Source organism: Dyadobacter sp. 3J3, from assembly GCF_009801115.1.
In the GTDB taxonomy this organism is placed as follows: Bacteria; Bacteroidota; Bacteroidia; order Cytophagales; family Spirosomataceae; genus Dyadobacter.
This window is the reverse complement of the sequence record NZ_VTOL01000007.1, coordinates 379257-393949: the sequence shown is the minus strand read 5'-3', so window position 1 is coordinate 393949 and position 14693 is coordinate 379257. Positions and strand designations below refer to the sequence as shown.

Here is a 14693-nt window from a genome sequence, read left to right as displayed (position 1 = left end):
CTGTTAGCTTTTAGGAATTGGCTTCTTGCTCGAATGAAATTATGAGTATCTGGTGATTTATAGATATAATGAAAACCTTGCCGAGACGGCGGGGTTTTCTTTTTTTAATGACAATTTGCTAGCTTTCCGGTCAATGGAAAATACTTTACAGCTTCTTATTGATAAAATTGGTGGACTTCAGTCAGATGGAGACCGATATTTTCCGGAAGGGATTTTTCCTGCCTATCGGGATAATTCAATGATTGGGTACAGCCGCGCGGATACTACGATTTTTTTTTCAGCGATAATTTCTTTCACCTTGCAGTCCATTCGTGAGAATTGCGATTTGGAAACACAGCTTAAAATTGATGTTATTATATCAAAGGTCATTCAAAATTACCCTGATTTTGAGAATAAAAATGGATTGAAAACATATAATTTCTGGAAGACAAAACCTTCAAAACATTTTCCAAACGGTTACCTTTTTCGCCATTTTGAACATTTTCGTATTCCGGATGATGTGGATGATACAGCCTTTGTGTATTTGACTTCCAATCCGAAACAAGATGAAGTTCTCTGGTTAAAGGAAAAGTTGATACAACATACAAACGGATCTAAGCAATGGATTCAAAATACATATCCGGAATATCATAAACTGAAAGCATATTCAACATGGTTTGGCAAGAATATGTATATTGAATTTGATGTTTGCGTTTTGAGTAATCTTCTTTATTTTGTTTTTAAGAACAATTTGCTGCTTAATGAGCATGATGAAGCCAGTCTGGAATATATCAGGTCGGTAATAGCAACGGATCGTTATCTGGATGTTCCGTTTCGCTGCGCACATCAATATCCACGAACGCCTCTGATCATGTATCACGTGAGCAGGCTTATTGCTTCTTTTGATCCAATTCAGTTAAAACCGATTAAAGAAAAACTGATCAGCGATACAATTGATCTTTTGAAAGAAACTAAAAATCCAATGGACCGGGTTATTCTTTCAACATCTTTATTACGATTTGGAATAAAAACAGAACGGATCGCCGTTGAAGATTTTACAACCAGAGATTTTCAAAATTTCTATTTTTTCATCGCCGGATTAATGACGGCCTATGAAAATAAAATACTTTACAAGATTTCAAGTAGTAAAATCTTCCATATGCACTGGCTTTGCGAGGCGCATAACTGGACGTTACTGGCAGAATATGAAACTTTATGGAACACATAGTTGACGCGACAATCCTTCTGCGTGTAAGGCAGATTATTATTGAAAGTAATGATATAAAAACTTTTGTATTTGAAAGGATCGATGGCTGGAAATTGCATTATGAAGCAGGGCAGTTTCTTACTTTTCTAATCAATATGCATGGCCATGAAATCAGGCGGTCGTATTCCATGAGTTCTGCGCCTGAAACAGATGAATTTCCAGCGATTACTGTGAAAAGAATTTCCAATGGGGAAATCTCCCGGTTCTGGATTGATTTTGTGCATGAAGGTGATATTTTCACTGTTTTGCCTGCATCGGGTCGTTTTACTTTGGAACCGTCCGATAATTTGCCCCAAGATATAATTCTGATTGGTGCCGGAAGTGGAATTACTCCATTATTCTCCATTTTAAAACAAATACTTTCAACCGATTCCGTAAGTCGCGTTACACTTTTATATGCCAACAGAAATGAAAAAAGCACTTTATTTCTCAAAGAAATAGAAGCCTGGAAAACGCGCTATCCGGATCGGCTGCATGTAATTCACGTACACAGTCAGCCATCAGATCATTGGAATGGTGTTCGTGGAAGAATTAATAATACCCGGCTCGAACAAATGATCAAGGCATCGCTGATATACTCTCCTGATAAAGCACGTTTTTTTATTTGCGGCCCGTTTGAATTAATGCGTTCTGTTGAAATTACGTTGCATTATCTTGGTTTTGGAAAGGAGCAGATTAGAAAAGAGAATTTTGTGGTTGGTAGTCCCCCGGCTGCTCCTAAGGAAAGTAAGGCGTACGAAATCCAGTTAGATTTTAAAGAGCAGGAATACAGGTTATACGTTCCGGCAGATAAAACAATTCTCCAGGCGGCGTTAGATTCAGGGATACATTTGCCTTATAGCTGTAAGGGAGGTGTATGTGCAACCTGTGCCGGTATATGTAAAAGTGGTACTGTGCATATGAGTATTAACGATGTTTTGACAGAAAACGATCTCAAACAAGGCTGGATTTTGACATGCACAGGGTACCCGCAAAGCAATGATGTTGTTATTGAAATAAAATAATAGAACACAAAAAAAGCGTGCAGAATAAGATCCGCACGCCCGGTTAAAGAGTTTAGAATTAGTAGGTAATTTTATAAGGGTTTAGGAATAATATTATGTGTTTGGAAAATGCTAAACAAAACAATGGTTCTAGTTTTAAACTGACAAATTTTCTAACGATATTTTATTATAATGCAAAATTAATTGTAATCTGTTATGATGCAAGCATTTTTAAGTAAAAGTGCACGAGCACACAGTAATTTTCTTGCAATGTGTACGAACACATATTATTTTAGTACAATTGCTGTTAGATTTGTAAATCTAGTACACAATATTTAAAAATCAAGGAAATTTTAAATATTGTATTGAAATTTTATTGTTTTTTGAGTTTTCGTTACCATTTGCTAAGATTTTGGCCACTTAGTTAATAATTGTACTATTTTTATATAGATACTATTGGGTAAATTCCCGTTCGTTATTGTAGAGCACCAGTGAAAAAGAAAATTGTAAGAATAAAAGATATCGCGGAGAGGGCAGAAACATCGAAAGGGACGGTGGATCGGGTATTGCATAACCGTGGACGGGTGTCAGACGAGGTGCGCGAAAAAGTCTTGAAAATTATTGAAGAAATGAATTATGAGCCTAATTTTTTGGCTCAGTCATTGAAAACACAACGGACCTACCAATTCATTGCACTGGTTCCTGATCCCAAAACGGATCCATATTGGGAGGCTCCTGAAATAGGACTTGCCAAAGCCGAAAAAGAATTAAGACAATACGGGATTTCAATAAGCCGGTTTATTTTTGATCCGCACGATGAGAATTCATTTATTTCAAAAGCGAGAGAGGCTACAAACGAAAATCCGGATGGATTGTTAGTTGCACCATTATTTTACAAAGAGGTCCTTCCTTTTTTTAAAGAATGGGAAAAATCTAATATTCCTTATGTGCTGTTCAACACCCAGATCGCGGATGTCAACCCGCTGTGTTACATCGGGCAGGATTCTTATCAAAGCGGATTTTTAGCGGCTAAGATCCTGACTTTTGGGCTGCCGTCGGCCTGTACCATGATGGTTTTGCACATCAATGAAGATTTACCCAACTCTGCCCACCTTATAACCAAAGAAAAAGGGTTCAAGGATTATTTTGTTAAGAATAACCTGAAAGATAAATACAAGGTGATTGAGACTGAAATCAATTTTATCCAAGGGGAATCATTTGATGAAAAATTTAATCAAATAATAAACTCCGCGGTTGATCTGAAAGCAATTTATGTTACCAATTCGAAGGCTTTTGAAATTGCCGGTTATCTCGAGAGAAATCAAATCAACGATATTAAACTGATCGGATACGATCTAATTCCACGCAATATACATTATATCAATAACGGCTATATTGATTTTGTGATCAATCAAAATCCTCTGGGGCAGGGCTATTGGGGTATATTTCAGCTTGCCAATTACCTTGTCTTTAAAAAAGATATTGCTCCGATCAAATTTCTCCCGTTGGATATTATCACGCTGGAAAATCTGGAATATTATCTGGATCCGGAACAATAGGAAAAGGTATTAAACAAAAAAGAGGATTTCAGCCTGGCCGAAATCCTCTTTTTTATTAAATCTGAAATCTTATAATTCACCAAATTGGGTATACATTTCTTTCAGCTTAGGCTCCGTTTCTTTTGCCCGGATATCTTTCCGGATTGATGGAACACCTTGAATATCGGTTAGCAGTCCCAAAGCCTGATAAGCGCCGAAGCGAACAAAATAGGATGGATTATTGCGCGCCATGCCTTCCAGAACCGGAATGCTTTTTCGCTGAACATCCTGTTTTGACTTGATCAGATATTTCCCGAAAACCTGAAGGAAATTATATTTTTCGGTTGGCTTCATGCGCTTCATTTTTTCAAGGAACCATTCATAACGATCAGGTTCGGCTAGGCCTGCGTAATAATTTCCAACCGAAGCTACAACCGCATCATCAGGAGAATCTTCAAATTGTGCGGCTACATCTTTTGCATCAGCTGGTTGGTTGACAAGGTATTTGTCAAGAGCAACGGAAACAACCTGATAAGAGCTGTCACTTAATGCTTCACGGAAAATAGGGTCATTATTATTATCACCAAAAGTAGCAAGCGTGATGATCGCTTCTGCACGCACTTGCGGATGTCTGTCGGTACGAGCGCGGCTCTGGATGATCTTTTCAATTTCAGCAAAACCTTCTCCGTCATATTCAGCGAAATTTGAAATAGCCATTTGACGAAGTTTCCAGAAAGGATCTGTCATCGCTTTGATCAAAACATTTCGAGCCGTGGAATCCTTTAATTTACCTTCCAATTGTGCCAGTGCCTCATATTTTTGTAAAAACTGATCCGAATGGTTGTATTGATAAACCAGTTCTGCACGGTCTTTTTCCTGTTCAACACTACCTAATAACTGAGATTCAGCATCAAAAATTACCAGATCGGGCTTTTTGGCGGATGGGAATTCCAGTGTTTGATTTACCTTGTCGATCAGCACATTATAACGGTTTTTCTTCCCCCCCGACCAAACATCAATTTTCAAAGGAAGTCTGTAAACCGTTGAAGCCAGCGTGTCCTGGGTTTGTGTAATTTTCAACAAAACCTTATTTGTAGCAGTCGAATATTCCTGTTTTATTTTCAACAGAGGATGTCCCGGACGTAAAAACCATTGGTCAAAAAACCAGTTCAAATCTTCGCCTGTTACTTTTTCAAAAGCTTCTCGGAGATCCGAAATTTCGGCAGTTCCCAAAGCATGTGCTTTCAGATAGGTTTGTAGCGATTTGAAAAAAGCCTCGTCGCCAACATATTTTCTAAGCATATGCAGAATTCTACCTCCTTTTGCATAAGAATGACTGTCAAACATATTTTCGCGATCCTTGTAAAAATACCGGATCATCGGAACTTGCTTCGTTTCCGCTTCGGCCAGATAGGTTTTCAATTCCTGCAAATTCTGCCAGTCTGCTTCATTTTTACCAATATAATACTCACTCCACAAATATTCAGAATAATTAGCAAATGATTCATTTAAAGGTAGTTGCCCCCATTCTTCGGCTGTCACGTAATCACCAAACCAGTGATGCGCCAATTCATGCGCGATGACCGCATCCGAATTTCCATCCAAAATAGAGCGGGCATCTGTTTGCACACCTTCTTCATGGACCGTCGCTGTGGTATTTTCCATCGCACCAGCCACAAAATCTCTTACAGCAATCTGCGCGTATTTTTCCCAGGGATATTCAATTCCGAAAATGTTTGAAAAGAATGCCATCATTTCAGGTGTACGGCCAAAAATGGCATGTGCATCTCCGCCGTATTTTGGCTCAACATAATAGCTAAGTTCCAATCCGTTAGGCATCATATCCTTTGCAACGGCAAAATCGCCAACGGCAATCATGGTCAGGTAAGGAGCCGCGGGAAGTGACTGTTTCCAATGATCCGTACGCAAACCGCTGTTATCAGGCTCCTGAGAGATGAGTAACCCATTGGAAAGCGTTTTATAAGTGCTGTCAACGGTAAGGTAAATATCCTGTGTGAATTTTACATTCGGAGCGTCAACGGTAGGAAACCAGCAGGAACTGCCTTCTGTTTCACCTTGTGACCAGATTTGTTTTGGTTTCCCTTCCTCCATTCCGTCCGGATTGATAAAGTACAATCCCTTGTCATTCGGATTTTCGTTCTGCGCATCGCTGGGCAGCTCGTTAGGTTTGGCGACGTAGTCAATTTTAACAACAATAGTATCTTTTGCCGTGTACTCTTTTGTGAGTTTGATAATCAGCTTACGTTTATCGTAAGTAAAATCCAGTTTTTTAGCAGACTTTCCCGATAGTTCTTTCAGTGAAGCAGAGCCGAAATCCCCTGCATCTGAAAGCTGTGTGATACTTTTGATATCAAATCCCTTAGCATCCAGTTCAATCGTATTCTGAGGATAAAAATGCGATTTCATGGAAATGATCGCAGTGCCATGTACATGCTGACGAAGCCAGTCAAATTCAACATCAAGACGTGTGTGAATAAGATCATGTTTCAGAGTACGTGAAGGACGATAAGGGCCCTGACGCGTAATGACACCGGGATTTCTTCTTAAAACTGTATCTCTTTTGGCTGTATGATCACCGGCGTTGGCGCCAAAAGCAATAAAGAACAAGGCTATTCCAAAGAAGTTGCAGAGGCCGTTACGTAGTAAAACGTTATTTTTATTAGCGGTCATATCTGCTTTTGGTTTGGACATATTTTTAGTTGTGGTCAACGTGTTGAAGTATTAAATCGGATTACTTTGAAATCAGTCTGATCTAAACGATCAGGGTCTGGCCGGATAATGCAGCACGCCGCGCCGGAATGTATGAAACGGCCAGGGTTACGATAACGATAATACCTGCGGTTAAAAGTATATCCTGCCAGATTAATTTTACAGGATAAGCATCAACAAGTGCTGTGGACAAGCCCATAGAGACGAGTCCGTAGCTCATCTGTAACCAGCAAATAAGGACGCCACTCAATATCCCGACAATCGCTCCTGACAAGGCTACTATGGCTCCTTCTGCCAGAAATATGTTTCTGATCAGGGAAGGCGTAGCACCCAATGCATAAAGCATGGAAACATCTTTTTTCTTTTCAATCGCTAACATGCTGAGAGAGAAGAAAATATTGATTGCGGCTACTAAAATAATAAAGGATAACGTAACGGCAACAAACAATTTTTCTACACGAATGGCGCGCAGCAGATCTGCGTTCATAGCGTCTCTGTCACGGACTATAAATTGAGTGCCGATTTTCGCTGATATGTCCCGGGCAACGTCTTTTTCAAGATAAGGTTTTGCCAGGATTGTGATTTCCAGTGAAGAGCGCTGACCCTTATATTGTAAGAGAGATTCCACGACAGACAGAGGTGCAATGACATAATCGTCATACCTGTTTTCAATAAAAAAAACACCGCCAGGACGGATTACAGTTTGATTGAAAGCCTCGGTAGAAGTCACATTCAGCGTTTTTGTTCCTGTTTTGGGATACCACAATTCCAAAGGCGTTATGATATCCTGCAACGATATGGACAATGCATTCCTGACACCTTCTGCAATCACAGCATAGGGTGTTCCGTTGTGCCCGTACAATTTTAATGAACCTTCAACCAAAGCCGTGTCGAGTTGTCCGCGTCTTGAAAACGTGCTGTCAACGCCTTTAAGCTTTACAATGGTTTGTTGATTGGCATAACGGGCCAGTGCATTATCTTCTATAACCTGCGTCACAATTTTTACACCTTCTACTGATTTTACAATTTTCAGAAGAGAATCAGAAACAAGAAAACGTTTTCCCTCAGCAGGCGTAATGGTCACGTCGGCGTCAAAAGTTTTAAACATTTTCCGGTTCAAATCTTCCATTCCGTTAAAAACAGAAAGGACCACAACCATTGCCATTGTGCCCACTGCAACACCGGCCATGGCGATGCGCGCTATCACACTGATGAAGCTGCGTTTGTTACGGGAAAAAAAATAGCGAATGGCAATTCGGTACGAAAGGTTCATTGTCAGTAACGCGAAAGATCAATTCGTTTCTTCTTCTTCGTCTGGTTGCGCAGGAGGTATTACTATATCTGCAAACAATAGGTCCATTTTTGCTGCGTATTCGGCAGTATCATCAATGTAAAATTGTAAATGAGGCACAATTCTTAACTGATGACGAACACGTTCAGCCAGTTTTTGTCTTATAAATTTGGTGTTTTCCTTTATCGTTTCAAGTAAAAATAACTTGTTCTTTTCTGGTAAAAAACTTAGATATGCCCGTGCAATTCCCAAATCAGGAGAAACGCGTACGGCTGTAATCGTCACGAAAGTGCCGTTTACCAAATGTTTTGCATCTTGTTGGAAAATTTCACCTAAATCCTTTTGGATTTGTCTACCTACTTTCTGTTGTCTCTTCGATTCCATCTTTTTTTCTGATTGGCAACTTTGGAATTTTAGTTTAATCATCTTGATAAACCTTTCCGCTATCACCCTTAACTTGTCTTACCTTCTATATTTAATACAAATATCCATACTTATTTTGTTTTTGTAGACCCCTCCGTTGTAATTTCGTGAAAGTATTCATGTCGTCCTATCTAACCATCCAGTTTCTTGCTTAGTTTTTTTCGGGTTAATGCAGCTTATCAGATGATTAGTTTAGTGGTATTTTTCCTGCTACTAAGGCTGCCGTTCTTTTTTGGGGGAATACCTTTGCTGATACCTGAATTGAGCTGGATGCTTGTCGGAGAGCAAATGAACCATGGTTTTATGCTTTACCGGGATGTCTGGGATAATGTCAGTCCGTTTTCAGGATTGACTTACTGGCTCATTGATTCATTGTTCGGGAGGGCGCAGTGGGCTTATCAGCTGGCCGCTGCCGGACTGGGAATTATCCAGATACTTTATTTTAATTATGTCATTTATTCCCGTGAAGTTTTTCCTGAGCGTACCTACATTCCCGGTGCCTTGTACGCAATCTTCCTGAATATATCGTTTGACCTCGGCACACTTTCGCCTATGCTGATGGCGAATACGTTTTTACTTTTTGCTTTTGGTTTAATCGTAAAAATATTGGTAAAAAGAGAGGCTACCAACCAGGTTTTTGAAATGGGGCTCTACATTGGAATTGCAACCCTGTTCTATTTGCCTGCTTCCTTATTCATGGTCTGGGCATTTCTGGCTTTGCTATTTTATACGGGCGCAACAATCCGTCATCATTTATTGGGACTTTTTGGCTCCATTTTTCCGTTGCTCATGGTACTGTTATTCTTCTATATGAACGATGGGATTGAAAGTCTTAACCGCAATTTGCTGACGTCTGTTTTTCAAGTTAAACAATACAATCTCAACGACTTTTCTTCTTTAATCGCATCGCTGATTTTGCCGTTAGGTTTCGGGATTATGGGTTTTACACGAATTTTTACAACGTTAAGATTTGTCAATTATCAAACCAGAATTCAGCAGGTAATGGCTTTGTGGTTTATTGTAGCGGTTTTTACAATTCCATTGATGCAATATCTGGCCCCGATGCAGTTTGTGATTTTTATTCCTCCGGCTGCTTTTTTTGCAACGCATTATTTTCAGAGTTTCAAAAGAAAAAGTATTGGGGATGAATTCCAGTTTGTGATGATGACAGCCATTATCGTGTTTATACAATATCAGGGCACACGAGGAATTTTACCAGGAATTTCCATGGGCAAACTGGAAAACCTGCGCTCCAAAACGGCTTCCTTGCCTCTGGAAATACGGAATAAAAGAATACTTGTTTTGGGACAGCATGACGGTGAGTATACCGAAAATTTCAGTGCCACACCCTATTTAAACTGGGATTTATCAAGCTACGATTTAAGAAATCTGGATCATTTTGACAGCGTTATCCACGTCTACGACAATTTTAGAAAAGATCCGCCGGATTATGTTATTGATAAAGTAAACCTGATGCCGAAACTTTTATCACGTGTTCCTGCTCTGCAAAGTCAATATAAGCTAAGCCAGTGGAAGGGGATTTATCAGAAAATTTAATTTAGTTAAAAAGTAAAGACCGGCCATTTTCGATGGTCGGTCTTACTTTTAACAGTGACTTATATTTTTCAACATGCGATTTTATTAACGCGCGTCTGGTGTCTTCCTCCTTCAAATTCAGTATTTAAAAATGCTTCGATACTCGCAATTGCGTTTTCCAAGGTTATGAAGCGTACTGGAATGCAAATGACGTTAGCGTCATTATGCTGACGTGCCAAAGCCGCAAGTTCAAGATCCCACACCAAAGCAGCACGGATTCCCTGATGTTTGTTGGCTGTAATACAAACGCCCTGTCCGCTTCCGCATAGTAGAATTCCTTTTTCAAATTCATTGCTTTCAACACCGCTGGCCACAGGATGTGCGAAATCTGCATAATCTGCGGACTCGGAACTGTACGTTCCGAAATCTTTTACTTCATAACCGTTATTGGTAAGCCAGGTGGTAATAGGTTCCTTGTACGGAAAACCAGCATGGTCGGAACCGATAGCAATTTTTTTCATTACTTTTTTGTTAATTGTGTCCAGGTTTATAACAATTCTGTATAGGAAATTGTTAAATTTTCTCACCTCTCTTAAAAAAGGAAAACAAAGGTAACAGCAAATCAATGAACTAAAATTTTTTTGAAATATGAGTGATGAATTAAAAGATGGAAATTCAAAATTAATTGACGTATCCCTTCTTAACCCCGCCGTTCCGGATGATGAAAAACGAATCAAAGAAGCATTTGAAGACCGTAACTGGAGTGAAATAAAAAGTGCGGATTCCTGGGTTATTTTTAAAGTAATGGCTGAGTTTGTCGAAGGTTTTGACAAAATGGCAAAGATCGGTCCTTGTGTGACCATTTTTGGTTCTGCCCGGACGAAACCTGATAATCCTTACTATAAAATTACCGAAGATATTGCGGCAAAATTGGTGCGTCACGGCTACGGCGTGATCACAGGCGGGGGACCCGGTATCATGGAAGCAGGTAATAAAGGTGCATTTGAGCAAGGTGGTAAATCGGTAGGTTTGAATATCAAATTGCCTTTTGAGCAACACAGTAATCCATACATTGATCACGACAAAAACATTAATTTCGATTTCTTTTTTGTGCGTAAAGTGATGTTTGTTAAATATTCACAGGGTTTTATTGTAATGCCTGGTGGTTTTGGAACATTGGATGAATTGTTTGAGGCGATGACTCTGATCCAGACAAAGAAAATTGCCCGTTTCCCGATTGTTTTGGTTGGTAGCAGCTATTGGTCTGGTTTATTGGATTGGATAAAAGATACGATGCTGGCGGCAGGTAATATTAACGAAGCCGATTTGAAATTGATCAGTATTGTGGATACTCCGGATGAGGTTGTACATGTGATCGATGAATTCTATTCGAAATACTTGCTGAAACCGAATTTTTAATGAATTATTTCATTAATTATTTAAGTCAGCTTACTCCTTTGCCGCCGGAATCCGCGGTGGCGATTAATCAGATTACGATTCATAGAACAATTCCCAAGCATACATTGCTGCTTCAAAACGGCGATGTATGCAAGGAATTCCATTTTCTTGAAAGTGGGCTTGCCCGTGTTTTTTATTACAAAGATGGAAAAGAAGTGACAGCCTAGTTTGCATCTGCTAACCAGATCGTGAGCGCAATTGACAGTTTATTTACAGGGAAACCTTCCCAATACAATATTGAAATCCTGGAAGATTCAGTGGTTTGGAGTCTTCAATATCATAAAATCGAACCCGTTTTTAAAAAATGTCCTGGCGTGGAAAGACTTGGACGTTTACTGATCACCAATAATTATCTTTTGCTGGATGAACGCATGAAACTCTTCGCCTTTTGCACAGCCGAGGAAAGATATGAGCGTTTGCTGATGCAAATTCCTGATATTCTGAAAAAGGTTAAGTTAGGTCAAATCGCTTCTTATCTGGGGATTTCTCAGGAGCATTTGAGTCGGATTCGGGCGAGGAAATAGCTTTTTGGTTATTAGCGATTAGCTTTTATTTTGGCTCGGAATATTTCTTTAAGAATTGAACCTATTTAATCTTATTTGATTAAAATTTTGTAATAGTGGATAACTTGATTTTGATAATTATCAAAGGAATCAATTTCTAATTAGCAGAGATTTGAAGTCATTAAACACTCCAAATCTAATGCAATGGAAATTATCCTAGTTTGCGTATACACCATTTTTGTTACTTATGATTTAATAGATTCCTGGAAAGTACTACTGGGAACGAAGAATCAGATATTTTGCTACGTTGGATTCGTTGCAACAGCTTTACTTTTGACTTACGTTGCTTTCGATGTTATTCCATTAATTCGTATCAGCAATTTGCAAGTATCTTTCCGTGGCTGGTACGACCTCGGCTATGTTTTGTTGACCGCTTATTCTGTTTATGATTTTGGGATCTGGTTGATCATGTCATTTTCCCAAGCCAGGAAGGAGAAAGAAAAGGCCGAACTTGCAAAATATAATCTATGGCATATTGGATTTCTGCTTGTCGGAACTTGTGTAGCTTGTTATCTGACAATCCTTTTTGATTATTATTTATTTCCGCCAGTAGGTGTTTCATTAATAGATATATTCTGGATACTCATTTACTTTATCTTTTTTATCATCGGTATGATACGAATGATTTGGGGTGAAACTATGAATTTCAGAAATCTGGTCCGCATTATATTTACCTGTTTTACGGGTTTTTACTTCTTAATGTATATAATGTCGATGATCAATGATTTAATCCAATTAACTCAAAAACTTCATTGAATGACTTTGGGAATTTAGCCATAGAAACCTGATATTTACAGAAAATGGTCATAACAAAATCACTTCGCTTTTTAATTATTGTCAGCAACATTGCTTTCCCTTTTGTATCCAGTATTGGCCACAAATTAGTTCTTCCGAATTATTTTGTTTTACCAATTTGCTTGTTTCAATGTGATACTGTAATGCGAGTAGCTAGCTGCGTTATGCTGGCTGCATGGACTTTTCTGTGGACAGTTTTGTTTCAAAAGAATGCTAACGTTTTGTTGATTCTCCTCAGCAAGATTATCGTATTGGTACAAGTGCTGCTATTGTTTTATGATGCGATAGAAGTGAAGGGAATCTACTTTTTTAGCTCATATCTTTTATTGCCAAACTATATAATATTTTTCTGCTATATCAGATTTGCCATCGAGTTTTATAAACTTTTCTTTATAAACAAAATTCAAAACACCAAATAAGGCCCAATTTTTTCAATCGTTTTTTCATCCAAAACTCTTACTTTTTTCAAATCATCAACCGATTGAAAAGCGCCATGTTGTGTTCTGTAATTGATGATTACAGCATTAATCTTTTTATTTCTCAGATACGAATGCTGACCTAGTTCTTCAACGGTTGCAGTATTAATATTGATCTTGTTAACCGGACTCTGGATTTTTGCATATTTATTCAGCTCGGTTAAAGCCAATGAATCAAGCCCGAATATTTCTGAAAACTGACTTGTTGAATGAAATCCGCCTAATCCGTCTCTGAATTTCAAAATTCTCAACGACAATTTAGTGCCAATTCCTTTAAGCTTAATAAGTTGGGTCGTGTCTGTTGTGTTTATATCAAAAGGAACAATAACCGGTTTATTATAAGCCTTAACTTCTTTTGAGAAGGAATTATTTGCGTATAATTTCTCCGGATATTTTGTCTTGGGATAGTTCGGACCTGATTCGGGAAGTTTGATATACGATTCCAGTCTTTGAAAAACGTCAGAAGGGAAATCGTAAATGTTAAGTAAATCCTCTTTCTTTCTGAATTTCCCACCTTTTGATCTGTATTTATCAATGCGTTTTGCAATGAACGCAGGAATGCCAACTTCTTCTAACTGATCAATAGAAGCGGTATTGGGATCAAAGGAAAACAAACGCACAGGTCTGGCAGGTGTCTTTGTATATTCTTTTTTTGAATATGTGGTTTCTCTTTCTTCTTTCTGTGCAACTGCATCTTTTTCAAGTTGCGCTGCTACGCTGTCCAGTTTCTGAGTATTAACCGGCTCGGAAGAAGTAGGGAAAAGCGGCAGTATCCAGCGCCTGAGGACAAATGGAGTCCAGATTAGAAAAAAAGAAAGGAACATTAAAACAAAAGCGGCGCGGGCTTGCTTTCTGGAAATACCGAAAAAATCTTCGAGCTGATCAAGTATTCGTCGGAGCATAAGTCAAAAGTTTAGGGCAAGAATGTTAGTCCGGCTTTTGACGTTGTAAAGTTAAAATGGTTTCCAGATTTTTAGAGAAGTATTTTCAGCGATACGATCAAAATCGATATCGTTGTGACAAAGTTCAAGATTAAAATGAATTGCATAAAAAGCAATCAGGCAATCATTAGGTTTACGAATGGTTACACCGCTTTTACGAATTGACCGATAAATTTGAGCAGCAGAAGTTGCTGCGAAATAGGGGTCTAATTTTAAGGAGTTTAATCCTTTGAAATCTTCTTCATACTCATAAAACTCTCGATCTATTTTAATGCCTTGAAGAAATTCCTGAATAATCACGGGGCAGCAACAAACTTTATTAGCTTTAATGGATTCTGTTAAAAGATCCGTTTGCCCGGATTTAATTCCATTTCTAAAATCTATCCAAACAGAGGTATCAAAAAGACGGTACGTCATAGGTTCTCATTTTTTCAAGGTCATCGTCCCAGCAGCCTTTGCCTTTAGAGTCCAGTAATCGCCGACGACGCATTTGATTAATTAATTCAGATAAGGCAAAGTCTATAATTTCTTTTTTAGTCTTCAGATTTTGATCGAAGTCTCGTATTTTTTCGATTTTACTTTCATCAATTTCCACATTCGTTCTCATAATCTCACAATTTTGAATACACACAAATATACAAATTTTATACACATGGTTATTCTTTGCCATCAAATTCCCTAATTTTGCCAACTGATTGTAAAAACCTTAAAAT

At 38.5% G+C, this 14693-nt stretch carries 15 protein-coding genes; 8 read left to right on the top strand and 7 right to left on the bottom strand.

The annotated features are described in order from the left end of the window. The first annotated feature begins 133 nt into the window (after positions 1-133). The 3 genes from FZF08_RS17400 (at position 134) to FZF08_RS17390 (ending at position 3788) form a co-directional block, all read left to right on the top strand. Complete coding sequence (locus FZF08_RS17400; protein ID WP_159471027.1) at positions 134-1207, top strand: hypothetical protein; 1074 nt, start codon at positions 134-136, stop codon at positions 1205-1207. Then, positions 1195-2250: a ferredoxin--NADP reductase gene (locus FZF08_RS17395; RefSeq protein WP_159471025.1), complete on the top strand. Its 1056-nt coding sequence runs from the start codon at positions 1195-1197 to the stop codon at positions 2248-2250. Before FZF08_RS17400 ends, FZF08_RS17395 begins: the two co-directional genes overlap by 13 nt. Positions 2251-2720: 470 nt before the next feature. Continuing rightward, positions 2721-3788 (top strand): substrate-binding domain-containing protein, encoded by a 1068-nt coding sequence (locus FZF08_RS17390; protein WP_159471023.1) that lies wholly within the window; start codon positions 2721-2723, stop codon positions 3786-3788. Positions 3789-3857: 69 nt separating this feature from the next. On the opposite strand, the gene FZF08_RS17385 is transcribed toward FZF08_RS17390, so the two are convergent. The 3 genes from FZF08_RS17385 to rbfA all read right to left on the bottom strand — a co-directional run bounded on the left by FZF08_RS17385 (position 3858) and on the right by rbfA (position 8172). Next, positions 3858-6458, bottom strand: a complete 2601-nt coding sequence (locus FZF08_RS17385; protein WP_159471129.1) for a M1 family metallopeptidase — start codon at positions 6456-6458, stop codon at positions 3858-3860. A gap of 82 nt (positions 6459-6540) precedes the next feature. Then, positions 6541-7770, bottom strand: a complete 1230-nt coding sequence (locus FZF08_RS17380; RefSeq protein ID WP_159471021.1) for an FtsX-like permease family protein — start codon at positions 7768-7770, stop codon at positions 6541-6543. Positions 7771-7788: 18 nt separating this feature from the next. After that, positions 7789-8172: a 30S ribosome-binding factor RbfA gene (rbfA, locus tag FZF08_RS17375; RefSeq protein ID WP_137340808.1), complete on the bottom strand. Its 384-nt coding sequence runs from the start codon at positions 8170-8172 to the stop codon at positions 7789-7791. Positions 8173-8358: 186 nt separating this feature from the next. On the opposite strand from rbfA, the gene FZF08_RS17370 reads away from it, so the two are divergent. Then, positions 8359-9768 carry a hypothetical protein gene (locus FZF08_RS17370; RefSeq protein ID WP_159471019.1) on the top strand — a complete coding sequence of 470 codons (1410 nt, stop codon included), beginning with the start codon at positions 8359-8361 and terminating at the stop codon, positions 9766-9768. A 68-nt stretch (positions 9769-9836) separates the two neighbouring features. Here the strand turns inward: FZF08_RS17370 and rpiB are convergent, their stop codons facing one another. Next, positions 9837-10268, bottom strand: a complete 432-nt coding sequence (rpiB, locus tag FZF08_RS17365) for a ribose 5-phosphate isomerase B (RefSeq protein WP_159471017.1) — start codon at positions 10266-10268, stop codon at positions 9837-9839. A 127-nt stretch (positions 10269-10395) separates the two neighbouring features. Here rpiB and FZF08_RS17360 point away from each other — a divergent pair, with 127 nt between their 5' ends. The 4 genes from FZF08_RS17360 to FZF08_RS17345 all read left to right on the top strand — a co-directional run bounded on the left by FZF08_RS17360 (position 10396) and on the right by FZF08_RS17345 (position 12524). Continuing rightward, complete coding sequence (locus FZF08_RS17360; protein WP_159471015.1) at positions 10396-11166, top strand: TIGR00730 family Rossman fold protein; 771 nt, start codon at positions 10396-10398, stop codon at positions 11164-11166. Next, positions 11166-11372 (top strand): hypothetical protein, encoded by a 207-nt coding sequence (locus FZF08_RS17355; RefSeq protein WP_159471013.1) that lies wholly within the window; start codon positions 11166-11168, stop codon positions 11370-11372. Before FZF08_RS17360 ends, FZF08_RS17355 begins: the two co-directional genes overlap by 1 nt. 21 nt (positions 11373-11393) lie before the next feature. Then, positions 11394-11729, top strand: coding sequence for a Crp/Fnr family transcriptional regulator (locus tag FZF08_RS17350; protein WP_159471011.1), 336 nt, complete (start codon positions 11394-11396; stop codon positions 11727-11729). Positions 11730-11912: 183 nt separating this feature from the next. Continuing rightward, positions 11913-12524 (top strand): hypothetical protein, encoded by a 612-nt coding sequence (locus FZF08_RS17345; protein ID WP_159471009.1) that lies wholly within the window; start codon positions 11913-11915, stop codon positions 12522-12524. Positions 12525-12966: 442 nt separating this feature from the next. On the opposite strand, the gene FZF08_RS17340 is transcribed toward FZF08_RS17345, so the two are convergent. Genes FZF08_RS17340 through FZF08_RS17330 form a run of 3 tightly spaced genes read right to left on the bottom strand, consistent with a single transcriptional unit; the run spans position 12967 to position 14587 of the window. Beyond that, positions 12967-13941 (bottom strand): helix-hairpin-helix domain-containing protein, encoded by a 975-nt coding sequence (locus FZF08_RS17340; RefSeq protein ID WP_159471007.1) that lies wholly within the window; start codon positions 13939-13941, stop codon positions 12967-12969. A gap of 51 nt (positions 13942-13992) precedes the next feature. Next, positions 13993-14397, bottom strand: coding sequence for a PIN domain nuclease (locus tag FZF08_RS17335; RefSeq protein ID WP_159471004.1), 405 nt, complete (start codon positions 14395-14397; stop codon positions 13993-13995). Next, a complete protein-coding gene (locus FZF08_RS17330; protein WP_159471002.1) occupies positions 14378-14587 on the bottom strand; it encodes a type II toxin-antitoxin system VapB family antitoxin in 210 nt (69 codons plus the stop codon). The genes FZF08_RS17335 and FZF08_RS17330 overlap by 20 nt, the downstream gene beginning before the upstream one ends. Positions 14588-14693: the final 106 nt, after the last annotated feature.